Source organism: Cyanobium sp. Copco_Reservoir_LC18, assembly GCF_009834675.1.
GTDB classification, from domain to species: Bacteria; Cyanobacteriota; Cyanobacteriia; order PCC-6307; family Cyanobiaceae; genus Cyanobium; species Cyanobium minutissimum.
In genome coordinates this window covers 375,409-398,882 of record NZ_ASAC01000012.1, presented here as the reverse complement: position 1 = coordinate 398,882, position 23,474 = coordinate 375,409, and the positions used below count along the sequence as shown (strand labels likewise).

General features: G+C 70.4%; 25 protein-coding genes and 1 tRNA gene. 15 read left to right on the top strand and 11 right to left on the bottom strand.

Going from position 1 to position 23,474, the window contains the following annotated elements:
* Positions 1–319 (bottom strand): sigma-70 factor domain-containing protein (locus L107_RS07315; protein WP_304523545.1); only part of this gene is annotated, 319 nt, incomplete at its 3' end.
* Between the two features lie 89 nt (positions 320–408).
* On the opposite strand from L107_RS07315, the gene L107_RS07310 reads away from it, so the two are divergent.
* Positions 409–1,128 carry a pseudouridine synthase gene (locus tag L107_RS07310; protein ID WP_159817427.1) on the top strand — a complete coding sequence of 240 codons (720 nt, stop codon included), beginning with the start codon at positions 409–411 and terminating at the stop codon, positions 1,126–1,128.
* Positions 1,129–1,139: 11 nt separating this feature from the next.
* A complete protein-coding gene (locus L107_RS07305) occupies positions 1,140–2,111 on the top strand; it encodes a RodZ family helix-turn-helix domain-containing protein (RefSeq protein WP_159817425.1) in 972 nt (323 codons plus the stop codon).
* On the opposite strand, the gene malQ is transcribed toward L107_RS07305, so the two are convergent.
* Positions 2,060–3,619 carry a 4-alpha-glucanotransferase gene (malQ, locus tag L107_RS07300; protein WP_159817423.1) on the bottom strand — a complete coding sequence of 520 codons (1,560 nt, stop codon included), beginning with the start codon at positions 3,617–3,619 and terminating at the stop codon, positions 2,060–2,062. The genes L107_RS07305 and malQ overlap by 52 nt on opposite strands.
* Positions 3,616–4,803: a Coenzyme F420 hydrogenase/dehydrogenase, beta subunit C-terminal domain gene (locus L107_RS07295; protein ID WP_370515423.1), complete on the bottom strand. Its 1,188-nt coding sequence runs from the start codon at positions 4,801–4,803 to the stop codon at positions 3,616–3,618. Before L107_RS07295 ends, malQ begins: the two co-directional genes overlap by 4 nt.
* 149 nt (positions 4,804–4,952) lie before the next feature.
* On the opposite strand from L107_RS07295, the gene L107_RS07290 reads away from it, so the two are divergent.
* Positions 4,953–5,969, top strand: coding sequence for an LCP family protein (locus L107_RS07290; protein WP_159817419.1), 1,017 nt, complete (start codon positions 4,953–4,955; stop codon positions 5,967–5,969).
* Between the two features lie 14 nt (positions 5,970–5,983).
* Positions 5,984–6,652 carry a MarC family protein gene (locus L107_RS07285; protein WP_159817417.1) on the top strand — a complete coding sequence of 223 codons (669 nt, stop codon included), beginning with the start codon at positions 5,984–5,986 and terminating at the stop codon, positions 6,650–6,652.
* Positions 6,653–6,687: 35 nt separating this feature from the next.
* Here L107_RS07285 and L107_RS07280 read toward each other — a convergent pair whose 3' ends face one another.
* The 3 genes from L107_RS07280 to L107_RS07270 all read right to left on the bottom strand — a co-directional run bounded on the left by L107_RS07280 (position 6,688) and on the right by L107_RS07270 (position 9,471).
* Entirely contained in the window at positions 6,688–8,853 is a 2,166-nt protein-coding gene (locus L107_RS07280; RefSeq protein WP_159817415.1) for an AAA family ATPase, read from the bottom strand.
* A 136-nt stretch (positions 8,854–8,989) separates the two neighbouring features.
* On the bottom strand, positions 8,990–9,259 hold the full coding sequence (locus L107_RS07275) for a VapC toxin family PIN domain ribonuclease (protein ID WP_159817413.1): 270 nt from the start codon (positions 9,257–9,259) through the stop codon (positions 8,990–8,992).
* A gap of 29 nt (positions 9,260–9,288) precedes the next feature.
* Positions 9,289–9,471 (bottom strand): type II toxin-antitoxin system VapB family antitoxin, encoded by a 183-nt coding sequence (locus tag L107_RS07270; protein WP_236550556.1) that lies wholly within the window; start codon positions 9,469–9,471, stop codon positions 9,289–9,291.
* 702 nt (positions 9,472–10,173) lie between these two features.
* Here L107_RS07270 and L107_RS07265 point away from each other — a divergent pair.
* The 7 genes from L107_RS07265 to L107_RS07235 all read left to right on the top strand — a co-directional run bounded on the left by L107_RS07265 (position 10,174) and on the right by L107_RS07235 (position 14,536).
* Positions 10,174–10,359, top strand: coding sequence for a hypothetical protein (locus L107_RS07265; protein ID WP_159817411.1), 186 nt, complete (start codon positions 10,174–10,176; stop codon positions 10,357–10,359).
* Entirely contained in the window at positions 10,356–12,218 is a 1,863-nt protein-coding gene (locus L107_RS07260; protein ID WP_159817409.1) for a DUF2075 domain-containing protein, read from the top strand. Before L107_RS07265 ends, L107_RS07260 begins: the two co-directional genes overlap by 4 nt.
* A 372-nt stretch (positions 12,219–12,590) precedes the next feature.
* Complete coding sequence (locus L107_RS07255) at positions 12,591–12,752, top strand: hypothetical protein (protein ID WP_159817407.1); 162 nt, start codon at positions 12,591–12,593, stop codon at positions 12,750–12,752.
* A gap of 149 nt (positions 12,753–12,901) precedes the next feature.
* Positions 12,902–13,132: an AbrB/MazE/SpoVT family DNA-binding domain-containing protein gene (locus L107_RS07250; protein WP_159817405.1), complete on the top strand. Its 231-nt coding sequence runs from the start codon at positions 12,902–12,904 to the stop codon at positions 13,130–13,132.
* On the top strand, positions 13,132–13,533 hold the full coding sequence (locus L107_RS07245) for a PIN domain-containing protein (RefSeq protein WP_159817403.1): 402 nt from the start codon (positions 13,132–13,134) through the stop codon (positions 13,531–13,533). The genes L107_RS07250 and L107_RS07245 overlap by 1 nt, the downstream gene beginning before the upstream one ends.
* A gap of 15 nt (positions 13,534–13,548) precedes the next feature.
* On the top strand, positions 13,549–14,037 hold the full coding sequence (locus L107_RS07240) for a hypothetical protein (protein ID WP_159817401.1): 489 nt from the start codon (positions 13,549–13,551) through the stop codon (positions 14,035–14,037).
* A gap of 199 nt (positions 14,038–14,236) precedes the next feature.
* Positions 14,237–14,536 carry a hypothetical protein gene (locus L107_RS07235; protein ID WP_159817399.1) on the top strand — a complete coding sequence of 100 codons (300 nt, stop codon included), beginning with the start codon at positions 14,237–14,239 and terminating at the stop codon, positions 14,534–14,536.
* A 13-nt stretch (positions 14,537–14,549) separates the two neighbouring features.
* On the opposite strand, the gene L107_RS07230 is transcribed toward L107_RS07235, so the two are convergent.
* A complete protein-coding gene (locus L107_RS07230) occupies positions 14,550–15,107 on the bottom strand; it encodes a hypothetical protein (protein ID WP_159817397.1) in 558 nt (185 codons plus the stop codon).
* Between the two features lie 67 nt (positions 15,108–15,174).
* On the opposite strand from L107_RS07230, the gene L107_RS07225 reads away from it, so the two are divergent.
* Together L107_RS07225 and L107_RS07220 are read left to right on the top strand one after the other, a co-directional pair.
* Positions 15,175–16,182, top strand: coding sequence for a ribose-phosphate pyrophosphokinase (locus tag L107_RS07225; protein ID WP_236550555.1), 1,008 nt, complete (start codon positions 15,175–15,177; stop codon positions 16,180–16,182).
* An 11-nt stretch (positions 16,183–16,193) separates the two neighbouring features.
* A complete protein-coding gene (locus L107_RS07220; RefSeq protein WP_159817395.1) occupies positions 16,194–17,447 on the top strand; it encodes a glycoside hydrolase family 10 protein in 1,254 nt (417 codons plus the stop codon).
* Here the strand turns inward: L107_RS07220 and pepN are convergent.
* The 3 genes from pepN to L107_RS07205 all read right to left on the bottom strand — a co-directional run bounded on the left by pepN (position 17,444) and on the right by L107_RS07205 (position 21,298).
* Complete coding sequence (gene pepN / locus L107_RS07215) at positions 17,444–20,173, bottom strand: aminopeptidase N (protein WP_159817393.1); 2,730 nt, start codon at positions 20,171–20,173, stop codon at positions 17,444–17,446. The genes L107_RS07220 and pepN overlap by 4 nt on opposite strands.
* A 7-nt stretch (positions 20,174–20,180) precedes the next feature.
* On the bottom strand, positions 20,181–20,627 hold the full coding sequence (locus L107_RS07210; protein WP_236550554.1) for a cAMP phosphodiesterase: 447 nt from the start codon (positions 20,625–20,627) through the stop codon (positions 20,181–20,183).
* 113 nt (positions 20,628–20,740) lie between these two features.
* Positions 20,741–21,298, bottom strand: coding sequence for a phycobiliprotein lyase (locus L107_RS07205; protein WP_159817391.1), 558 nt, complete (start codon positions 21,296–21,298; stop codon positions 20,741–20,743).
* 144 nt (positions 21,299–21,442) lie between these two features.
* On the opposite strand from L107_RS07205, the gene L107_RS07200 reads away from it, so the two are divergent.
* The gene (locus L107_RS07200; RefSeq protein WP_159817389.1) at positions 21,443–22,612 is read left to right on the top strand and encodes a histidine kinase; all 1,170 of its coding nucleotides are present in this window, start codon (positions 21,443–21,445) and stop codon (positions 22,610–22,612) included.
* Between the two features lie 64 nt (positions 22,613–22,676).
* Positions 22,677–22,749 (top strand) — tRNA-Glu (locus L107_RS07195).
* Positions 22,750–22,867: 118 nt separating this feature from the next.
* Here L107_RS07195 and L107_RS07190 read toward each other — a convergent pair.
* Complete coding sequence (locus tag L107_RS07190) at positions 22,868–23,386, bottom strand: SRPBCC family protein (protein WP_159817515.1); 519 nt, start codon at positions 23,384–23,386, stop codon at positions 22,868–22,870.
* Positions 23,387–23,474: the final 88 nt, after the last annotated feature.

Here is a 23,474-nt window from a genome sequence, read left to right as displayed (position 1 = left end):
CGGCCACCATCCGCTCCTTGGCGCGGCGGCCGGCGTGCAGGCGCTTGCGCAGCATCGCCGGGGTGAGGCCCGCCTCGGCGGCCAGCAGCTCGGGGCTGGGTTCCTCACCCCCGGAGCGCAGGGTGAGTTCCTCGCGCAGCTCCTCGAGGACCATCAGCTCCTGGACCTGGCGGCCCAGGGTGATCTCCTGCTCATGGCTGAGCAGGGGGACCCGGCCGATGTCCCGCAGGTAGGAACGCAGCGAATCGCCGGTGGGGACCAGCAGGGACGCGGAAGCAGCCGTAACCGTGGAGGCAGCCGTGACGGTGATCGAAGGCATCGTCCCTTGTTACGAAACCATTTGGTTTCGTAAATCTACCATCACTTCGCGGACTCGCTCCGACCTGGAGCGGTGCCCAGAATGGCCCGATGGGCGCCGAACGGCTTCAGAAACTCGTGGCGGCCGCAGGGCTCTGCTCCCGCCGTCAGGCGGAGGTCTGGCTGCGGGACGGCCGGGTGCGGGTCAACGGCGAGCGGGCCCGGCTCGGGGATCGGGCCGACCCCGCCTGCGACCGCATCAGCGTCGACGGCAGGCCCCTGGAGCTGCCCAGCACCACCCTGACCCTGCTGCTGCACAAGCCGGTCGGGGTGCTCAGCACCTGCCATGACCCCCATGGCCGCCCCACCGTGCTGGAGCTGCTGCCGCCGGAGCTGCGCCCCGGCCTGCATCCGGTGGGCCGCCTCGACGCCGACAGCCGCGGCGCCCTGCTGCTCAGCAGCGACGGCGCCCTCACCCTGCGCCTCACCCATCCCCGCTACGGCCATCGCAAGACCTACCGGGTCTGGGTGGAGGGGCTGCCCCGCACCGCCACCCTGGAGCGCTGGCGGGCCGGCGTGCCCCTCGACGGCCTGCCCAGCCTGCCGGTGGAGCTGAGGCGGCTGCGCCACCACCGCGGCGCCACCCTGCTGGAGCTGGTGCTGCGGGAGGGCCGCAACCGCCAGATCCGTCGCACCGCCGAGATCCTCGGCCACCCGGTGCTCGACCTCAGCCGGATCGCCATCGGCCCGGTGTCGCTGGGGGATCTGGAGGAAGGGGCCTGGCGCCGGGTCGAACCGGGAGAATGGGGCCCCCTGGCCGTCGCTCCCTGAGCCCCCCTTCCTTGCCCACTCCGGCCAAGCCCCTGCTCCAGCGCCTGCGCGAGCGCCTGCCGGGCCAGCGCCCGTCGCGTCCGGTCGTCGAGGAGCGGCCCCAGGATCCCCTCCTGGTCGCCGGCCAGCAGCTGCGGGAGGCCCGCGAGAGCCGCGGCATCGGCCTGCGCCAGCTCGCCCTCGACACCCGCATCAGCACCGCCGTGCTGGAGGCCCTGGAGCGGGGCTGGCGGGACCGGCTGCCGGAGGCGGCCTATCTGCGCACGATGCTGCCGCTGCTGGAACAGCACCTGGAACTGCCCGGCGGCAGCCTGGACGGCGTGCTGCCGCCGGAGCAGGACCGCCAGCACGGCCGGCGGCGGGACACGGTGCTGCTGCGCTTCACCCCGGGCTCGATCGATGTCTTCACCACCTGGCAGGGCACCGTGCTCTACGCCGTGCTGTGCGGCGGTCTGATCTACGGGCTCAACCTGCAGCAGCGCCGGCTGGCCGCCCAGGGGCTGCATGTGCTGCGGCCGATCCCGCCCCTGAGCGCCGAGCAGAGCGAGCGGGCGGATCAGGAGGATGCGGACCGGGCCATCCTGGGGGCCTATCCCGACCTGCGCCCCCTGGGCAAGGCCGCCGCCGGCCAGGGGCTGCAGCGGCTGCGCCGCGAGACCGGCCGGAACCGGCCCGATCTCGCCCTCGGCCTGCTGCGCCTGGAGCTGGCCAGGCCCACCCGGGTGACCCTGCGCAGCGACCGGGGGGTCGAAACCCAGCTGCCGGCGGTGCAGGGCAGCCTCAGCCTGCCGGTGCTGCCCCCCTTCAGCCTGCGGCTCGAGCCGGCACCGCCGGCCGGGTCCGTGCGCTGGAACGGTCAGCCGCTGGTGCCCGCGGGGGCCGCCGATCCGGGTGGTGTGGCGGCCACGCCCCAGGGCCAGGCCCAGTTCCTCTACCCGCCCCCGGCTCCGGCTCCGGCCGGCGCCCCGCGCCCCCGGCCGTAGCGGGCCGCCATGGCGCCGAAGCCCTGCAGGGGCCCCGCCAGGGAGGAGATGGGGCGCGACAGCCGCCAGCTCCAGTTGCCCTCGATGGTGCCGGGGGTGTTGAAGCGGGCCTCGTCGCCCAGCTCCAGCAGGTCCTGCAGCGGCACCACCGCCAGATCGGCCGGCGAGGCCAGCGCCACTTCGAGAAGCTGCCAGCTCGGTGCCCGCACCTCAGCCCCCACCACCGCCGCCACCCGCCCCCGGGCGCCGTCGTCGAGGTCCCGCCACCAGCCGAGGCTGGTGGCGTTGTCGTGGGTGCCGGTGTACACCACCCAGCGGCTGCCGCTGTAGTTGGCCGGCAGGTAGGGGTTGTCGTCGTTGCCGTCGAAGGCGAACTGCAGGATCTTCATGCCCGGCAGGGCGAAGCGGTCGCGCAGGGCCTCCACCGCCGGGGTGATGACGCCCAGGTCTTCGGCGATCAGCGGCAGCCGGTCGCCCGGGAGCAGCCGTCCCTGGCGGCGGCAGCGGGACCGCAGGCGGGCCAGCAGGGCGCCGCCGGGGGAGGGACGCCAGCAGCCGTGCTCGGCGGTGGCATCGGCGCCGGGGACGCTCCAGTAGGCCTCCAGGGCCCGGAAGTGGTCGAGCCGCAGCAGATCCATCAGCTCCAGCTGCCGCTGCAGCCGCTGCAGCCACCAGCGGAAGCCGGTGAGCCGGTGCACCCACCAGCGGTAGACCGGGGTGCCCCAGAGCTGGCCGGTGGCGGAGAAGTAGTCCGGCGGCACGCCGCTCTGCTCCACCAGGCCGCCGCCGGCCCGCAGGGAGAACAGGCGCCGCTGGCTCCAGACATCGGCGCTGTCGTGGGCCACATAGAAGGGAAGATCCCCCACCAGGCGCACCCCCTGGCCATGGGCCCGCTCCTGCAGCCGGCCCCACTGGACCTGGAGCTGCCACTGCAGCAGGGCCTCCTCCTGCAGGGCCTGGCTCCGGGCGTCGACCAGGGCCCGCAGGGCGGCGGGCCGGCGCCGGGCCAGGGGTTCGGGCCACTCCCACCAGGGCCGGCCGTCCTGGAGGCGCCGGATCACCATGAACCGGCAGTGGTCGACCAGCCAGAAGCGCTGGCGCTCCTCCCAGCGATCGAAGGCCGCCCGGCGCTCCGGCGGCTGCTCCGCCCAGCCCCGGGCCAGGGCCGTGGCGATGGCGGCCGCCCGCGCGCCAGCGGCGGCCGGATCGAGGTGATCGTCAGGTCCGCGGGGCAGGGCGTCCCGGTCGGCGGCGGTGATCAGGCCGTCGGCCACCAGGTCGTCGGCATCGATCAGCCAGGGGTTGAGGGCCGAACCGCTGGGGGAGCTGTAGGGGGAGCCGGTGCCGTCGGTGGGGGCCAGGGGCAGCAGCTGCCACACCCCCACTCCCTCGGCGGCCAGCAGGTCGATCCAGCCGCGGGCGGCGGCCCCGAAGCTGCCGCAGGCGGGGGTGCCCGGCAGGGCCGTGGGGTGGAGCAGCACGCCGCAGGCCCGGGGGTCGCCGCTCACGGTGTCGGCAGCCGGTAACGGGCCACGATCCGGCGGGCGAAGGCGGGGATGTGGGCGTCGACCTTCTCCGGGTGGTGGCGCTGCAGCCAGAGGGCGTTGCGGGTGAAGTGGGAATCGATCGAGAAGCGGCCGTACTCGAGCCCCTTGGGTCCGAAGCGCTGCACGAACACCCCCACCAGCTCCGCCAGCCACATGGGGAGTTTGAGGGCCTTCTCATAGGCGTCGATGCCCTGCTGCACCGCCTGGCGGCGGTCCCCGGAGCTGGTCACCGGCGCCAGATCCAGCTCCGGTTCCACCAGATCCAGCAGTTCCTGGCCGAGGGCGTTGCGCACGGTGACCCACTGGCGGCCGAAGGTGGCGCCCATGTAGCCCACCACCAGATCGGCGCCGGCGTTGGTGTAGTCGAAGCAGCTCAGGCAGCTGGGGGCGAAGACGTCCTTGAGGGCGGGCGTGTCGAGGCCGAAGAAGGGAACGGTTTCCTCCTGGCCGTCGCTGTGGCGGAAGTGGATGCGGAAGTCCTGCATGAACTCGTAGTGCACCACCGTGTCGGGGGAGCGGCTGGCGCTCTCCAGGAAGGTCTGCAGCCCGTCCCGGCTGACGTTGTCGACGCAGGGGAGCCCGAGCACGTAGAGCTTCTGCAGGGGCAGGGTGGCCTGGACGGCCCGCAGGGCCTGGATCTGGCAGCCGACGCCGATGGCCAGCAGCCGTTCGATGCCGCTGCCCGGCAACTGCTCGAGCACCTCGAGGTTGGGGGAGAGGGTGGGCTTGTTCACCCGCGCCGCCAGCACTTCTTCCGGGGTGCGGGCCAGCACCGGCACCGGTGTGAAACGGTCGTCCGGGCTCTGCTGCACGCACAGCACCGCATCCACCAGCCCCGTTTCCAGGGCCCGCACGCCGATGCGGCTGACGATGCCGGTCCACTGGGCCCCCTCGATCGGCTGGCGCAGGCGGGCGGTGACCATGCGCTGGTGCACACCGAAGTAGAGCTCGTCCTCGTCGTCGAGGCGGCGGCTGCGGCCGTGGGCCTGCTCCTCCATCGCCTCGAAGCGCTGCTCCAGGAAGGCGCAGGCCCGGCGCACGTAGGCCACCCAGCGGCTGTCGCAGAGGCCGCAGTCACTGCAGAGATCCTTGGCCGGTTTGGGGCTGCCCTTGGCCAGGGGTCGGGCTCGATCGTGCGGCGCCAGGGACGACGGCGCCGGTGAAGGAACGGAGGACAAGCGGTGGTGGGCGCAGGAGCTCGACGCTCAAGCTATCCGTCGCTGCGCTCCCATGCCGCCGGCTGGCGGTGGCGCCTGCGCGAGAGTGCCCCCAGCCCCCCTCCGCTTCGGCCCCGATGCCCGCCCGCCGGAAGCCCCGCCGCCCCGACGCACCCCCGGCCCCCGGCAACGGGACCCCCACGGCCCAGCCCCCGGCTGCGAAGCGGCGCCTGGCCACCGGGCGGCTGCTCAAGAGCCTCGGCGTCACCGCCGCCGGCGCCGTGGTGGGGATGGGCGTCCTGGGGCTGCTCTGGCCGATGCCCGACCGGGCCCTGGCGCCCACCCCGGAGGTGGGCCCGGCCAGCCTGGCCGCCCCGCCGGCGCGGGCGATCACCCTGCTGGTGATCGGCAGCGATGCCGAGACCATCGGCGCGCCGGTCAACAAGGCCGCCCCCGCGGGACCGGCCAACGCCGATGCCCTGCTGCTGGTGCGGGTCAATCCCGAGGGGCCCCTGCAGGTGCTCAACTTGCCCACCGAACTGGCGGTGAACCTGCCCGGGCAGAAGGGTCCGAAGCGGCTGGGGGAGGCCTTCCGCCTCGGGGGCGTGGCGCTCACCGCCGATGCGGTGCGGGAGCTGGTGGGGCTGGAGCCCCCCGCCCCCGACCGCTACCTGGTGCTCTCCCGGGGGGCCTTGAGGGATCTGGTCAACGGCCTGGGGGGGCTGGAACTGAGCCCACCGCGGCGGATGAGCTACAGCGACAAAACCCAGAAGCTGACCATCGACCTGCAGGCCGGCCTGCAGCAGCTGGGGGGCAACAAGGTGGAGCAGCTGGTGCGCTTCCGCGATCCCGGGCTGGGCGACACCGGCCGGCGCAGCAACCAGCAACTGGTGGCCAGCAGCCTCCGCGAGCGGATGCTGCAGCCGGAGCGGCTGGCGAAGCTGCCCTTCCTGGTGGGCCAGCTGCAGCCGAAGGTGCAGACCAACCTGTCGCCAGGCGAGACCCTCAGCCTGCTGGCGGCCGGGCTGGATGGCAGCAAGCCGGTGCAGTTCGCCAGCCTGCCGCTGAAGCCCGCCGAGGAGAAGCACAAGGGCCTGCGCCAGCTGGAGGCGGGGGCGCCCCCGCCGCTGTGGAAGCCGCCGGCCGCTCCCTAGCGATAGTGGGCACCATGGCCGTCCCCCCCGAGCTTCTGGTGCCGAGCACCTTCCAGCACTACCTGCTGGGGCTCTTCGCCGTGGCCAACAACTTCCCTGCCATCGGGCCCTTCCTCACCCTGAGCCAGGGGGTGCCGAGCAGCCAGGTGCGGCGGGTGATCCGCATCACCACCCTCTCCAGCCTGCTGATCATGCTGGGGGCCTTTGTCCTGGGCACGGCGGTGCTCCAGTTCTTCGGCATCAGCGTCAGCGCCTTCCAGATCGCCGGCGGCCTGCTGCTGGGGTTCAGCGGCCTGAGCATGCTCAAGGCCACCGATCCGGGTGATTCCCACGAGAAGAGCCTTGATGTCTCGCGCATGGATGTGGGCCAGATGACCTCCTCGGCGATCGTGCCGATCTCCCTGCCCCTCACCACCGGGGCCGGCACGATGTCGACGATCACGGTGTACGCCGAGGCGGCCCGCACCCTCGACCACCGCCTCGAACTGTTCGCGGCGATCCTGGCCATGGCGGCCCTGATCGGCCTGATGTTCACCTTCGCCACCCGCCTCACCCGGCTGCTGGGCCACGTGGGCATGACGGTGCTGATCAAGGTGATGGGCCTGTTCACCCTGGCGATCGGGGTCCAGTTCATCGCCACCGGCGCCAGCACCCTGCTCAGCCGGGTGACGCTGACGATCTGAGGTCGGCGGAAGGCTCCGCCGGGCCGGAGAGGGCCTCAGTCGGGCCGGGCGCGCCGGCGGAAGCTGAATCCCGCGGGCTGTGGGTCCTCGCTGCCGTTGGCCTCGATCGTCTCCCGGCAGCGCTGCAGCAGCTCAAGGCGGAGGGAATCGGGGCTCTCGATGCGGATGCCGCCGCCGAAGGCGAACAGCCAGCTGCGCAGGTCGATGTCGGCGGCCACGGTCCAGGGCGGCAGATCGAGCTCCACCGGGTAGGGGTGGCTGCCGCCGGCCGGGCCGGGCTCCAGCACGTGGGGGGCCTTGGGGTGGTGCCACCAGGTGTCCCCCGGGAGCGGCCGGGAGAAGCGGGTGTGCTCGATCGGGTAGCGCTGCAGGCCCTCGCGGATGAAGGCGAAGGCCCAGGGGGCGCAGCGGAAACGCAGGGTCACCAGCGCCTGGGCGCGGCGCTGGGGCGACGGGCCGGCGATCTGCCGCTGCTGCTCCAGATCGATGCCGAAGTAGATGCCGCCGCTGTGGTGCAGCAGCCGCTCCAGCCGCCGGAGGGCCGCCCCGTGGCTGTCGGCGTTGCGGCGCAGGTCGCCCCGGGACTGGACCAGGGCGAGGCGATCGAGCCGCTCACTGCGGATCAGCCCCTGGTCGTGGCCGAGGTGGTCCTCCTCGTACAGCAGATACCAGCCGATGTGGTGGAAGATCAGCTGCAGCGGCCAGACCCGCAGCTCCCCGCTGGGGCCGTCGGCGAAGCTGCCCATCTCCGCAAAGCGCTTCAGCAGCACGCGGCGGTGCTCCACGATCGCCGTCTCGATCGCCTCGGCGCGGCGCGGGGCGGCCAGCGAATCCCGCCGCACCAGGGCCAGGTCCACCACGGTGTGGCGGGCGTAACTGCGCACCGGCGCCAGGCCATCGGCGCTGAGGCCCGCCCAGCCCAGCCGCTCGTCGAGCTCGGTGAGCAGATCCTGGGCGGAGGGGTCCGCCAGGCGCCCGGCGGTCTGGCGCACCACGTTGTGCAGCTCCCGCAGCCGCGGCGGCGAGAGCACGGCGGTGCCGAGGCAGTAGCCGTGGCGCACGTTGTCGTTGCGGTGGCGGAAGCCGTAGGGGGTGAGGATCTTCTCGAGGTCCTTGCGCAGGGTGGCCGTTTCCCCGGGCAGGTAGGCCCCCGGGATCGCCTCGGTGGCGGCGATCAGGTGCTGGTGCAGGTTGCCGCCGCGGCCGGCCGGCCGGTCGAAGGGCTCCTGGAGCAGGTGGCGCAGCAGGGTCATCACTCGCAGGAACACCGGCCCGTCGCCCATCGGCGGCAGGCCGCCATGGACGGCCCCGTGGGGGTTTCGGGCCAGGGGCGCCAGCTGGATCGGTGCCGTGGCGGGCACGGCGCTGCAGAAGCCGTTGGCCTCCAGCCAGGCCAGATCCCCGCGGATCGCGGCGGCATCGGCGTAGGCATCGCCGTGCAGGCGGCCCAGGAAGGCGGCGGCCCGATCGGCCAGATCGCCCTCCGGCAACGGGGAGAGGATCGCAGCCAGCTCCTCGGCGCCGGCGGGATCACTGGCCGCCAGGTCGGGCCAGGTGCCCAGCAGCCGGATCAGGAACAGCAGCCGCTCCAGATCCAGCAGGCGGGAGTAGCCGTGGCGCTGCACCTGGCGCTCCCGGTTGGTGGCCGAGCGGATGCGCCGGTCCAGGGCCGCCAGCTCCGCCTCCAGCACCGGCGTCAGGTCGTCGTGGTGGCTGGGCACCACGCTGCAGAGGGCGGCGAAGCCCTCGGCACGCATCGGCCCGAAGTGGGGATCGGCCAGGGCGGCCGCCATCTCCTGGATCACCGGCACCGGCACCGGCCGGCTGCGCCGGGCGTTCCACGCCAGGGAGGTGGGCAGATCGGTGAACAGCCACCAGCCGATCCACTCCACCGGCGCCGGCAGGGCCAGGGCCTGGGTGATCGCCAGGCGCCAGGCCCGGCGGGCATGGGTGGCATCCACGATCACCGGAATGCCGGCCGCCACGGCCTCCCCCAGGCGCTGGTGCAGCCGCTGCTGGATGTCCACCCAGGGCCCCTGCACCGCCGCATCCCCGAACACCTCCGCCCGGATCGCATCGGTGGAGAGCACCAGGGCGGGGGGATCCCCGGGGCCGGTGAGCAGGGGCGCCAGGGCCCGGGCGAGCGTGGTCTTGCCGCTGGCGGGCTGGCCGATCAGCAGGTGGCAGCGCAGGGGCGCCATGGCGACAGCAACCGGGGAGGCATCACCACTCTTTCGCACGAGGGTGCCGCCGTCTGCCCTGCGGCAGCCCCGGACCAGGGAGAAGTGCCGGCTGGTCAGCCAGTGGGTGCCACCGGGGACCACTGCCGGGGCGGCCTTACCCGGGCTCTGCCTCCTCCACCACCAACCCAAGCACCTCAGCCATGGCGGCCAGGCGACGGTCCTGGGTCCACAGGTGGCAGCGGCTCAATCGGGCGGAGGCGATCAGGTGGGCATCGACATATCCGATCCCCCGGCCCATCAGCTGGTCGCGCTCGATCAGCAGCAGCACTTCCTCGTCGCTGGCCACCACGGCTGCCGGAAGACCCTGCAGAAGGCTGAGCACCTGCCCGCGATCGCGCAGATTCCCGCAGGCGATTTCGCCCATCACCCAAGACAGGGAGGTGTCGATAAGGATCACGTGGTGCTGCGGCGACGGGGGAGCGGCTCCAGCGCGGAATCACTGCCTCCCAGCGCCGCGAGTCGCTTGGCGCTTTCGCGTTGCACCAGGGCCCGAAGGGCTTCCTTGAGCAGGGCGCTGCGTTCCAGATGTCCGCACAGCGGCTTGGCCCTGGCGAGCAGGTCATCGTCCAGCGTCACGGTGGTTCGAATGTTCTGCCCACGGATCCATCAGTCTACGCATCATTTGATGACGATTTCGATGCTTGTGACGTCTGTGGCCATGGGCGTCGCCTGTTTCGCAAGAAGGACTCCCTGGCGACGGCTTGGCTCGCCGATGCGGCCTTCCACAATCCCTCAGTCCCACGTGGCCAGCCTTTACCGCCCGCCGATGCCTTTGGAGGATGAGCACATCCTGTACTACCTCAAACTGGCCGGATCCGGGGTCAGGGCTGAGGTGCAGCCATGAGAAGAGTGCCGTTTGCAGCAGAGCGACGGAGACTCGATGCATTCATTGCCTGCGATCACCTGCCCGGCCGCGCCAGGAGGCACAGCGGCAGAACTGGTTGGAGGAGTTGGTCAGCTTGTTCGAGGACCTTTGCCTGCCCTTTCGTGGGGATGCTGCCCACTGCTGCGGCGCTCCGGGAGCCGGCGTGGCCGATAAGCCAGCCCGATTTCCACGTCAGATCTAGTCATCGGCGTCACCTCCCTGATCCACGGCGCCCTACTGGTCAGAGCCAACACCGACGCCTTGGGGCCGATCGACCTGGCACTGACCAAACGCTGGACCAAGGTTCTTGCTCACTCTATGGAGAGCGTGCACAGGGCGTCATCCAGAGGGGACACGCGCTCTGGATCCTGGACACCATACTGGATCCGCAGTTCAAGGCTCTGCGCTAACCCATGGCAACCAGCGAAGGAACCGAACTGGGCATCCACACCGATACGGCCGATCTGCCGAGCCATGAGGTGATGGCAAATCCGAAATCTCCTCGGCTCAAACTTGCGTTGAGACCGAACGGCAGCCCCATCCGTAACCTAGAGTCGGAATCTCATAGGGCTTCTTCATTGATGGTGTTTCTGATGTGATCATCTATCTCGAAACGAGGGAAGAGTTCCTTAAGCACGTCCGTGAGCAGCGAATCGAAATCGAGGTGCATGAGCGCTACATCGCCATCACCGGCCACAAGGTGGCTGCCAATGAATTCCGGGCCTGGCAGAACTCGCTTCAATGCGTTGGCAACGTACTGCAGTTCGAGGCGATCCCCAGAGAGTTGGGGGTGGCGATCGAATACCGCATCCACAACACCGCTAAGCGGATTGACCTACTGCTCTCAGGTCGCAACGAGGCTGGGGATCCTGCGGCGGTCATCATGGAATTGAAGCAGTGGGAAACGGTGGAGCCCACGGATCTCGACGGGGTGGTGCGCACCTTCCTGGGTAAGGGACCGCGCGAGACCATACATCCCTCCTATCAGGCGATGAGCTACGGGGCGCTGCTCCGGGGATTCAATACCGAGGTGGTGGAGCATCAGATTTCCCTGATGCCCTGCGCCTATCTCCACAACTGTAGCGACGGCAGCGGTATCACCGATGCCCGCTATCACCCGTATCTGGAGCAGGCACCGGTGTTCCTGCGCCATGACAACGCCGCCATGGCTGCCTTCCTGAGCCGCTGCCTGCACAAGGGTGACCGAGGGCGCACGATCGAGAAGGTCCGCGATGGGAAGGCGAAGCCGAGCCGGCAGCTTGCAGATGCGGTGGAGAAGATGCTGAAGGGTAATGCCGAGTTCGTGCTCATCGACGAGCAGAAGGTGGTGTTCGAAAAGGCGCTTGCCCTTGCACGCCAGCTCAGGGAAGGGCGGCACTGTGTGCTGCTGGTGCAGGGCGGACCCGGCACTGGAAAATCGGTCGTGGCCGTGAACCTTCTTTCTCGACTGCTGGGAATGGGGATGAATGCCCGCTATGTCAGCAAGAACATGGCACCCAGACATGTTTACCGGGCCAAACTCACTGGCTCACTGACGAAAGGGGAGTATGACAATCTTTTCTGTGGCTCTGCCTGCTTTGTAGGTTGTCGAGAGGGAGTTTACGACGTTCTGATCGTGGATGAAAGTCACCGGCTGATGACCAAGACGATCTACGACAAAAATGGTGAAAATCAGGTCAAGGAGATCATCCACGCCAGCAAGCTGACGGTCTTCTTTCTCCATGAGGATCAGCGCGTCACCTTCGATGACAGTGGTTCCACGGCCGAGATCCAGAAATGGTGCCAGTTCCATGAGGCGGAACTGCACCGCGACATGCTGCCATCGCAGTTCCGCTGCAGCGGTTCCAATGGCTATCTGGCCTGGTTGGATCACACTCTCGGCATTCGTGAAACGGCGAACGAGCGGCTGGATCCTGGCAGCTACGACTTCCGCGTCTTCGATGATCCGGTGGCTCTGCACGATTGCATTCGCCGGGCCAACCATTCGAATCAGGCGCGAATGGTCGCGGGCTATTGCTGGAACTGGGCGTCGAAGTATCATCCCAAGGACTGGGATATCATGATTGAGCCTTTCGGCTACAGGGCGCGCTGGAATCTGAGCAAAGACGGCAGCGTGTGGATCATGAAGCCGGGAACGGTCGAAGAGGTGGGCTGCAATCACACCTGCCAGGGGCTGGAGCTGGAGACGATCGGGGTGATCATCGGACCGGATCTGGCATTCCGTGATGGCCAGGTTGTATCGGTGCCGGCAGCACGGGCACGCTCGGATCAGTCACTGAAGGGTTGCAAGCTGGGTCTGAAACACAAGCCCCAGGCGACCTGCCAGAAAGCGGATGCGATTATCCGCAACACCTACCGCACCCTGATGAGCCGGGGAACGAAGTCTTGCTGGGTCTTCGCCTGTGATCCGGAGCTTCAGGCCTACCTGCAGCATCGGCTGGAAGGAGCTTCCGTGTGATCTTGCCTGAGCCCGGCGACGGCGAACCATGACCGTCAACCTCAATGCTCGGCGGTTGTGTCGCCTAGGCGCCAATGTGGCCTTGGTGAGCTCGCTTGGGTTGATCGTCTCAGCCAACGAACAGGGCCTCCATGCTCAGCGGAGCCTGCACCAGAGTTATGCCCATTCGGTGTAAGGGGGGTGTCCCCCGCCCAAGGGGGGCTGGAGCCGCCGGCGGTGAGGCCGAAGAAGGGGCGCAGGAAGGCAACGATGGAGTGCCGTGAGCCGGGCGGCTCCCGCCACCGCACACCCCTAAGTGTGGGAATCGGGCTCTTTTCCCCCTCGATTCGCCTCGACATCGTGATCGACCGAAAGGACCGACCCCAGCGTGTGGTGATTGACACCAAATTCACCAACGTGCACGGCCCAGGCTGGTATCGGGAGCAATCGATGAAGGCCGGCAACGTCTACCAGCTCTGTGCCTATCTCCGCTCCCAGGAGCGCCACCACGATCCCCGCGCGAACAGCGCCGACGGCTTGCTGCTCCACCCTTGATCGATGGCAGCTTCGACGAAGCGGTGCGGATCCAGGGGCATCGCCTGCGTTTCGCCACTGTGGATCTGGCTGGCAGCCACGCATCCACCGGCCCCGGGTGACGGACCGGTTCTCTGAATTACCATCAGGGAACATCGGTAATTCACGTCGTGCGCAGCACCGTCACCTCCCGCGGCCAGACCGTCGTGCCCGCCCCGATTCGGGAGCGCTTCGGGCTCGGACCGTCCTCCCGCCTCGAGTGGATCATCGACAGCGACGGCACCATCCGCGTCGTGCCCGTTGACCTCGATCCGATCCGCGCCTTCCGTGCCTCCGGCGCCGGCGGCAGCACCGCACGCCTGCTGGCCGACCGCAGCCTCGACCGGGAGAAGGAGCGTTGATGGCCTCCCGCTGGTTGCTCGACACCTCCGCCCTGCTGGCTCTGCGGGACGATGAGACCGGTGCCGAGCAGGTGGCCGGCTTGCTTCAGGCTGCCCAGACCGGGGAGAGCCACTGCTTCGTTTGCTTCATGAGCCGCATGGAGGTGCTCTACCGGGTCTGGAAGGATGAAGGCGAACGCCGGGCACGCCTCGCCGATGCCCAGTTGCAGGCGCTGCCGATTCAGTGGGTGCCGGCCAGCGACGGGTTGTTGGAGCAGGCGGCTGCGTTCAAGGCCGGCCATCCTCTGTCTGTCGCCGATGCCTGGATCGCCGCCGCCGCCCGGCAGCAAGGGGCCGTGCTGGTGCATAAGGATCCGGAATTCAGGGCCCTCGCCCAGCTCCCCCAGCAATGGCTGGGCTGATGTTCCACGCCTGAAGTGAGCCCCTCGTCGCTACCACCGCCGGAAGCTGCCGCCGCCCAGGCCGCCCGCACCATCGCCCTCCAGATGCTGGAGGAGCGGGGCCGAGGGGCGGTGCTGGTGGGCGTGGCCCTGGCGCGCCGGCTCGGGCTCATCGATGAACCCGTGGAGCGGGCCATCTCCGCACTCCGCAAGCTGCGCAATGCCTTCGCCCATTCGGCGGAGTCCGCTTCCCTGGCGGATCCCGTCCATCGCTCGCGCCTGGACGCTGTCTACACCGAAGCCAGGGCCAATCCCCTGTGGGCGCCCCTGGAAACCGCCCTGGATGCTCAGCCCGTCTCCACCCATGGCCCCCTGGAGCCTGCCCTGCGGGACTACGTCCTGCTGATCACCATCCTGGTCGCCTTCCTGGAAGCTGCTGCCCAGCAGCTCACCCCGATCCAGCCGCCCGTGGTGATGGGGATCACAGGCTTCAGCCGGGTCAACGGCAGCACCCCGGCCTGCTGATCCCGCCGCATCACCCCGTTTCTGCCCACGGCCCGCAGCCGCGGCTGCCCGGTGGCAGATGGCGTCGAGATGCTGGTGCAGCTGGCCATGCAGATCTTCGGGCAGTGGACCGGCGTCACCCCCGAGGAAGGGGGTGTTCCAGCGCGCCGTGGCGGCCCTGAGGGCCCTTACGTTGTCCGCGGTTCCCTGTGACATCCCCATGACCCGGGTTGTGCCTGCCGCCGCCCTGCTTGCCCTTGGCCTCCTGGCCGGCTGCGGCCGCCCCGATGGCCGGGCCCTCCAGACGATCGCCTGCCAGCAGGTGGCCAACACGATCGACCTCCAGTCGGTGGGCCAGATCGATGCGCTGCGCAAGGCCCTCGGCCTGGCGCCGGGCGTCGATCCGATCGGCACCTGCCGCGAGCTCGGCGTCACCATGGATCCCGGAGCCCCCGGCGCGGCTGGCGCCGGTGGTGAGGCCGAAGAGGGTGAGAACGGCGATTCGGAACGCAGCGAGTGAGGGCCGTGGGCGCCTAGGCCGCCTGCAGCACCCGCCAGCGACCCCGCAGCACCTGTTGCAGCGCCGCCATCGCGGCCCCGGACTCCTCGCTTTCCGCGCCGCTCTTCCCGCCGCTCTCCGGCAACCAGCCCAGCCAGGGCAGGCCGTCGCGGCGGCGCTCCGTGGGCACCCAGTCGCCGCCCACCTGCAGCAGGCCGGCCAGGGGCACCCGCCAGCGCTCCAGCAGGGCGGTGCCGGCTGCCGGCAGCCCCGTGTCCAGCTGCTCGCCGCGCACCACCAGCAGGCAGGGCTGGCGCCAGGCGCCGAGGGCCTCGGCCCAGCTGCCGCCCCGCTCCAGCGGCAGGCCGGGATCGACGGGCAGGACCGCCAGCCAGGGGCCCGCCGCCGCCGCCGTCAGGGCCGCCAGGCCGGCATCAGGGTCGCCGGCGCCCGCCAGCTCCCGCAGGGCCACGCCCTCGGCGGCGGCCAGCCGCGCCGCCACCACCGCCAGGCCCTCCAGCTCCCGGCGCCGCCCCAGGCCCACCAGTAGCAGGCCGCCCTGCGGCTCCGCGCCGAACCCTGAAACCGACATGGTTGTTTGCACTCTCTGGGCCGGCTCGCTTCTACCATCGTGCTGCGAAGCATCGCCGCCTGCGCCCTTGTCCACTTTCTCGACCGCTGAACGGGTGGAGCAGAGCGGGCACCCGCCCCTCACCAGCCACGACCCCCGGCGGCTGCGGCTGTTCTGCGGCAATGCCAACCCCGATCTGGCCCGGGAGATCGGTGCCTATCTCGGCGTTCCCGATGGCCCGCGGGTGATCAAGCGCTTCGCCGACGGCGAGGTCTACATCCAGATCCAGGAGTCGATCCGCGGCTGCGACGTCTTCCTGATCCAGCCCACCTGTGCTCCGGTGAACGATCACCTGATGGAGCTGATGATCATGGTGGATGCCTGCCGGCGGGCCTCGGCGCGCCAGATCACGGCGGTCATCCCCTACTACGGCTACGCCCGCGCCGACCGCAAGACCGCCGGCCGCGAATCGATCACCGCCAAGCTGGTGGCCAACCTGCTGGTCAAGTCCGGCGTCGAGCGGGTGCTGGCCATGGACCTGCATTCCTCCCAGATCCAGGGCTACTTCGACATCCCCTGCGACCACATCTACGGCTCCCCCGTGCTGGTCGACTACCTCGCCACCCGCGATCTCGGCGAGGTGGTGGTGGTCTCCCCCGACGTGGGCGGCGTGGCCCGGGCCCGCGCCTTCGCCAAGCAGATGAAGGATGCGCCCCTGGCCATCATCGACAAGCGCCGCTCCGGCCACAACGTGGCCGAGAGCCTCACCGTGATCGGCGACGTGGCCGGCAAGACGGCGATCCTGATCGACGACATGATCGACACCGGCGGCACCATCTGCCAGGGCGCCCGGCTGCTGCGGGCCCGCGGCGCCGCCCGGGTGCTGGCCTGCGCCACCCACGCCGTGTTCTCCCCCCCGGCCATCGAGCGCCTCTCCGAGCCGGGCCTGTTCGAGGAGGTGGTGGTCACCAACAGCATCCCCCTGGGCCCGGATCTCCACTTCCCCCAGCTGCGGGTGCTGTCGGTGGCCAACATGCTCGGCGAAGCCATCTGGCGCATCCACCAGGAGAGCTCGGTCAGCTCGATGTTCCGCTGAGCGGCCCCGCCATGGCCGCTCCCGAACCACCCGTCCGTCGGGTGCCCCTCAAGCGCTTCGCCCACCTCAAGCGCCACCTGCCGGTGCCCCTCACCGTGCTGGTCACGGCCCTGCTGGCCCTCACCACGGGGGCGCCCGCTCTTGCCGTCCCCCAGGGCCGCCTGCCGAAGAGTTTTGAGCGCCGCGTCGGGGTGTGGCTCACCAACAGCCCCAGCCCCCTCTACTACGACGCCGCCCGCATCGAGACCGCCGTGGCCCAGCTCGACGCCGCCGGCTTCAACACCCTCTACCCCAACGTCTGGAGCCGGGGTGCCACCTTCCACCGCAGCCGCTGGGCGCCGATGGAGCCGGCCCTGGCCCGCGCCAACCCCGGCCTCGACCCCATCTGCCGCTTCACCAAGGCCGCCCATCGCCGCGGCATGCAGGTGATCCCCTGGTTCGAATACGGCCTGATGGAGCCCGGCGATGCCGAGGTGGTCCAGAAGAACCCGGAGTGGGTGCTGCGCCGCTCCGACGGCAGTGCCCTTTACGCCATGCACGGCGCCAACCTGAAAACCTCCCCGCTCAGGGATCTGCGGGTGTGGCTGAATCCGGCCCATCCGGGGGTGCGGGCCCGCTTCATCGGCCTGATCAAGGAGATCGTCCAGCGCTGCGGTGTGGACGGCATCCAGCTCGACGACCACTTCGCCTGGCCGGTGGAGCTGGGCTACGACCCCTACACCCGCGCCCTCTACCTGGCGGACACCGGCCGGGAGCCGCCCGCCAACTTCAACGACCGCTACTGGATGAAGTGGCGCCGCCAGCAGCTCACTGCCCTGCTGCGGGAACTGCGGGCCACCCTGCAGGAGGTGGGCGGTCCGCGGCGCACGGTGATCAGCCTCTCGCCGGGCCCCTTCCGCTTCGCCTACAACCACTGGCTGCAGGACTGGGAGCTCTGGGCCTTGGGCGAACTGGTCGACGACCTGATCGTCCAGAACTACGCCTACTCGGTGAAGGGGTTCGCCCGCGACCTCGACCAGCCGGCGCTGGTGAAGGCCCGCCGCTGGGGCATGCCGGTGGAGATCGGCATCCTCTCCGGTTTCGGCGGCCGCACCCCCGACATGGCCACCCTGGAGCAGAAGGTGCGTCTCTCCGCCGCCCGCGGCCACGGGGTGATCTTCTTCTACTGGGAGGGGCTCTGGGGCCAGCACGCCGGCCCGGAGGGGGCCGCCGTCCGCCAGGCCGCCTTCGCCCGTCTCAACCGCGAGGTGTTCGGCGGCCGCTAGCCGTCCCCGCCGGCCGCCCCGAGGCACTGGCCCACCACCTCGCGGGTGTTGGTGGAGAGCTCCGCCGCCGCCAGGCCCTCGAGGGCCTCCCGCATCCGCTGCCCCCTTTCGGGGCCGTAGCTCTGCCAGCGGCTGAACACCTTGGCCATGCGCGAGGCCGTGATCGGGTTGCGCTGGTCCAGGGCAACGATCTGCTCGGCCATGAAGCGGTAGCCGCTGCCGTCGGCGGCATGGAACACCGGCGGATTGCCCGCCAGCCCCCCCAGCACCGCCCGCACCGCGTTGGGCGCCGCCGGATCGAAGCGGGGATGGTCGAGGAGCCGCCGCACCCGCTCCAGCCCATCGGCGAAGGGGGCGGACGCCTCCAGGGCGAACCAGGAATCGAGGATCACCGGCTTCTCCTCCCAGCGGGCGTAGAAGGCGTCCACCGCCTCCTGGCGAGCAGGAATCGGATGGTCCTGCAGCGCCCGCAGGCCCGCCCGGGCCAGGGTCATCGAGGGGCCATCCACAGCCGCGCGGGCCGCCGCGATCGCCGCCGGTGACCCGGCCGCCACCCGCCAGCTCCAGATCGAGCCGGTCAGCATCCGGTCGCCCACCCCCTCGGGCCAGGCCAGCGACCACTGGGCGCTGACCCGCTCCAAAGCCCGCTCCAGAGGGTCGGCCAGCGCCTCGCCGAACCGGCGGCGCAGGGCCTGCAGGGCGGCGAACAGGGCCGGTGGGTCGGGCTCCGGCGCGGCGTCCTCCAGTTCGGCCAGGCCCGGCAGGGCCAGCAGCACGCTGCGGCTGGCCTCCGAGAGGGAGGGATCGGCCAGGATCCGCCCGAAGGCATCGATCAGGGAGTCCTCCAGCACCTGATCCACCCGGCCGGCGGCCCGGCGCAGCAAGGCACGGCGCAGCAGCACCTGGCCCGCGTCCCAGCGGGCGAAGGGGTCGCTGTCGGCCGCCAGCAGGTGCACCAGCTCGCTGGAGGGCCGCCCCAGCTCCACCTTCACCGGCGCCGAGAACTGGCGCAGCAGGGAAAGGGCCGGGGGCGGCGCCTGGGCCGGCAGCCCCTCGAAGCGAAAGATCTGCTCCTCCTGATCGATCAGCAGCAGCCGCGTGCCCGCCCCCCAGCGGCGGCCCAGCAGGGGCGCTGCGCCGTGGTCAGGGTCCTCGGCCACCAGCCGCATCGGCAGGGGCTGGCCGGCCTGGCCCACGAGCCCCACGGCCAGCGGGATCACCAGGGGCTGCTTGTGGGGCTGGCCCGGGGTGGGCGGGGTGGACTGGCGCACGAACAGCTCCAGGGTGCCCGCCGCCTTGTTCCAGCGGCGCCGGATCCGCAGCACCGGCGTGCCCGCCTGGTGGTACCAGCGGCGGAACTGCCCGAAATCGAAGGGCGGCAGGCGGCAGTTGTCGTCCAGCTCGCCGGCGGCATCCTGCATCGCCTGCACGAAGTCCTCGCAGGTGGCGGCCGTGCCGTCGTGGCGCTCCACGTACAGCGCCATGCCCCGCTGGAAGGTCTCCTCCCCCAGCAGGGTGTGCAGCACCCGGATCACCTCCGATCCCTTTTCGTAGATCGTGGTGGTGTAGAAGTTATCGATCGCCTGGTACTGGTCCGGCTGCACCGGATGGGCCGTCGGCCCCGCATCCTCCCGGAACTGGGTGTTGCGCAGCATCGCCACGTTCTCGATTCGGTTGAGCGCATGGCCATGGAGATCGGCCGAGAAGCTCTGATCCCGGAAGACGGTGAGGCCCTCCTTCAGCGACAGCTGGAACCAGTCGCGGCAGGTGATGCGGTTGCCCGTCCAGTTGTGGAAGTACTCGTGGGCGATCACACTTTCGATCCGCTCCAGCTCGCCATCGGTGGCCGTGGCGGCATCGGCGAGCACCAGCTTGGAGTTGAAGATGTTGAGGCTCTTGTTCTCCATCGCGCCCATGTTGAAGTGGCGCACCGCAACGATGTTGTATTCGTCGAGGTCGTAGGCCAGGCCATAGACGCGCTCGTCCCACTCCATCGCCCGCTTCAGGGACGCCATGGCGTGGGCGGTGAAGGGGGCATCGCCCGGCTCCACGTGCAGCCGCAGCTGCACGGTGCGGCCATCGGCGGTCACGAAGGTGTCGCGCACCTCCTCCAGCCGGCCCGCCACCAGGGCGAACAGGTAAGAGGGCTTGGGGAAGGGGTCGTCCCAGATGGCGTAGTGGCGGGCTTCCCCGCCGGGTCCGGGAGGCAGGTCGCCGGCCTCGATGCCATTGCCGTTGGAGAGCAGCACCGGGCAGCTCTCGCGGTCGGCCTCGATCCGCACCCGGAAGCGGCTCAGCAGGTCGGGGCGATCCGGGTGGTAGGTGATGCGGCGGAAGCCCTCGGCCTCGCACTGGGTGGTGACCATCCCCCCGCTCACGTACAGCCCCTCGAGGCTGGTGTTGGCCCGCGGATCGAGCCACACCGTGCTGGTGAGCAGGAAGGGACGCCGGGGCGGCTCCAGCACCAGAAGCCTGTCCTCCTCCAGCCGATAGGCCTCCGCGGGCAGCGGCACGCCATCGAGCGCCAGGGCCCGCAGCTCCAGATCCACCCCCCGCAGCTCCAGCGGCTCCGCCGCCGCCTCCGGCCCCTCCGGCGCGCCGGGCCTGGGCAGGAACGCCAGCCGCGCCTCCACCAGCGCATGGTCGGCGAACAGGCGCACCGTCAGGTCGGTGCGCTCCAGCAGGTGGGGCGCCGGACGGTAGTCGGCGAGGCGGACGAGGGTCATCCCAGGCCTACCTGGGGGCCGCCGGAGTCGCAGGAGCCGGGGCCCCAGCCCCAGGCCGGGCCGCACCCTGCTGCTTGATGGCGTCCTGAACCTTCTTCATCACGTCGGCCGGCACCTCCTTGGGGCAGATCTCGGCGGCACCGAGCACGGCCGAGTTGATGGCGCCGCGGCGCAGCTCCTCGATGGTGAGGGCCTTGGTGCCCACCTGCTGGATCTCGCCCTTGTGCTGGCCGAGGATCAGCTGGGCGATGGTTTCGCCGGCGATGCCCACCGATTTCTCGAAATCGACCCCGGCGGCGCGGGAGATGCAGACGTTCACGGCGCCGATGCGGGTGTAGAGCCCCATCTCGGCGGGGGTGGCCGGTGCCGCCTGGGCGGCCAGAGGTGCCATCAGCAGCGGCATGGCGACCAGGGGCGCCAGCAGCGGCCGGGAGCGGCGGAGCAGGAGAGACAAGGGGTAGGGGATCCGTGAACCACCATCGTGCTGCATCGCAGCAGCCGCCACACCCGCCGCTGAGACCGCTCCGCGAGGCGGCCCAGTCGCCGGGGCCCCGACCCTGACAGCGATTAACCGATCGGCTCGCCCGCCGCCTCCAGCCGGATCTCGTGGTGGTGCTCCACCAGCGCGAGGCCGCCGTGGCGCCAGGTGTGGATCGAGCGGGAGCGGTAGCGGTCCTGGTCCACCAGGCGGATCTGTTCCAGCACTTCCCAGTCGTCGTAATGCGACTGGAAGGCCATGGTGTGCTCATCGATCTGGCGGATCTGGCTGACCGTGGGGGCCCCCGCCAGGTAACCGCAGCTGCGGCGCAGCTGGTGACCGCACAGCCAGGCCTCCATCGTGCCCTCGGGCCGGTAGTCGGGTTTGGTGTCGAAGAACGGCTGGTGGCCCTCCGCCCACCAGGTGAACCGGTAGCCCTCATCCCCGTCCACCAGTTCGCGGTGGACCTCGATGCGCAGGTTCATGTCCACCCGCAGCACCGCGTCGTCCTCGGTGAAGAAATAGGTGCGGCGCGAGCGCCAGAGCCCCAGGTTGCGGGCGAACCAGCGCCGCAGGCTGGTGTCGAGGCGGATGCGGCTCTGCACGGCAGGAACCCGGGAGAGTCCGGGCTGGGTCGGTGTGGTCATGGCGGGCCCACCCAGGCGCACGGACGCGATCCCTGAAGTGCTAGCGACGTTTCCGGGTTCTGCCCAAAACCCCATAAGGTTGGGGGCGTTGCCGCATGCCTGCCTTTGCCGGTCCTGGGGGAGCCCGATGTCCCGCCGTCTGCGGTGGCCGAGGCCGGCCCCGCCACCGGTGAGGCCCAGAAACCGCTCAAGCTGCTGCTGGTGGCGGCCCGCCATCACATGGCCTCCGCCGACCTGCGGGCCCTGCTGGCCTTCCTGCAATCGGAGGACTGCACCTGCAAGGTCTCCCTCCAGGTGGCCGATCCGGCCGACCATCCCGAGCTGCTCGAACTGCACCGGCTGGTGGCCACCCCGGCCCTGATCAAGCTCGATCCCCTGCCCAAGCAGGTCTTCGCCGGCAACACCCTGGCCCAGCAGCTGCGCATCTGGCTGCCCCGCTGGCAGCAGATGGAGGTGGTCACCACCCTGGGGCTGAGCCTGCGGCCGGCGGAGATGGACGGCAGCCGCAGCCAGCGGGAGGTGCAGCTCGAGGACCAGCTGCTGGTGCTGCGTCAGGAGAACGAAACCCTGATCGAGCGGCTGGGTGTCCAGGAACGGCTGCTGCGCATGGTGGCCCACGAGCTGCGCACCCCCCTCACGGCCGCCAAGCTGGCCCTGCAGAGCCATGCCCTGGGCCAGATCGACGAGAGCCGCTTCCGCGACGTGCTCAACCGCCGGCTCGATGACATCGAGGCCCTCTCCCGGGACCTGCTGGAGGTGGGCACCACCCGCTGGGAGGCGCTGTTCAACCCCCAGCGCCTCGACCTGAGCCAGGTGGCCGCCGAGGCCATCCTGGAGCTGGAGAAGCTCTGGGTGGGCCGGGGGCTGCAGCTGGTCACCGACATCCCCGCCGACCTGCCCGACGTCCACGCCGACCAGCGGCGCATGCGCCAGGTGTTCCTCAACCTGCTGGAGAACGCCCTCAAGTTCACCCCCGACGGCGGCAAGGTGAGCCTCAGCCTCATGCACCGCACCAGCCAGTGGGTGCAGGTGAGCATCTGCGACAGCGGGCCGGGCATTCCCCGCGAGGAGCAGCACCGCATCTTCCAGGACCGGGTGCGGCTGCCCCAGACCTCCGGCACCACCTCCGGCTTCGGCGTGGGCCTGTCGGTGTGCCGCCGCATCGCCGAGGTCCACGGTGGCCGCATCTGGGTGGTGTCCGAGCCGGGGGAGGGCGCCTGCTTCAACTTCACCGTGCCGGTCTGGACCGGCCAGAGCTCCCCGGAACCGGACCGTTCCGCCCCCGGCCGGCCCGCCGCCGAGGGCCTTCCTTGACGAAGGGTCCCTCCGGCCCGTAGCGTCCAGCACATCAGATCGGCACCGCGCCGGCTGTGGCCTCGCCCCCATCGTCTAGAGGCCTAGGACACCTCCCTTTCACGGAGGCGACAGGGGTTCGAATCCCCTTGGGGGTATGCATCGGTTCCGGGCTCGGGACGGTTTCGTCCTGACCCGCACCCATTGTTCAGTGGAGCTGTTCAGCAGCTCCCACCAACCCATGCCGTTGGCAGGAGGGTCGTATAGGGAAGGCCTTCAGAGCAGCTGGGCGCGGCGCTGGGCTTCCCGCTGCACACCCCGCAGGTTGCTGGCCAGATCCTCCTTGAGCCGCTGCTCGATCAGGCCGATCGGCATGCCCGGCTTGCCCTGGACGGTGAGGTCGTAGAGGAGCCAGGTGCTGGTGGCGTCGACGCCCACCTGCCAGACGCCCTGGAAGCAGCGGAAATCACCCTCCAGCATCCGGAAGGCCAGACGGCCCTGCTCGGGCTCCTCGCAGAGCTCCAGCTGGACACGGGCACTGAAGCGCAGACCGCAGAACTGCTGGGTGCCCACCTGCTCCAGGGCCACCAGGTTGCCGCGGCGCCAGAGCTGGCGGGAGCTGGCCAGGTTGGGGATGAAGCGGTCGAGGTGGTCGTAGTCAGTGAGCACCGCCCAGATCCACTCCGGGGCGAGATCGAGGCGCAGCTGCACCGCCAGGCGCCGGGTGCCCTGGGGGAGACGCTCCATCTCCTGCTGAATCGTGTCGAGGGCGCAACTGGCCTCTCTGGCGACCATGGCCTCGGTTGACGGGAGGGGCACGGGGCTGGGAAACGACGCCAGAAGCTGGGCCAAGACGGATCGGAGCTCGCTCGGGGCTTGCGTG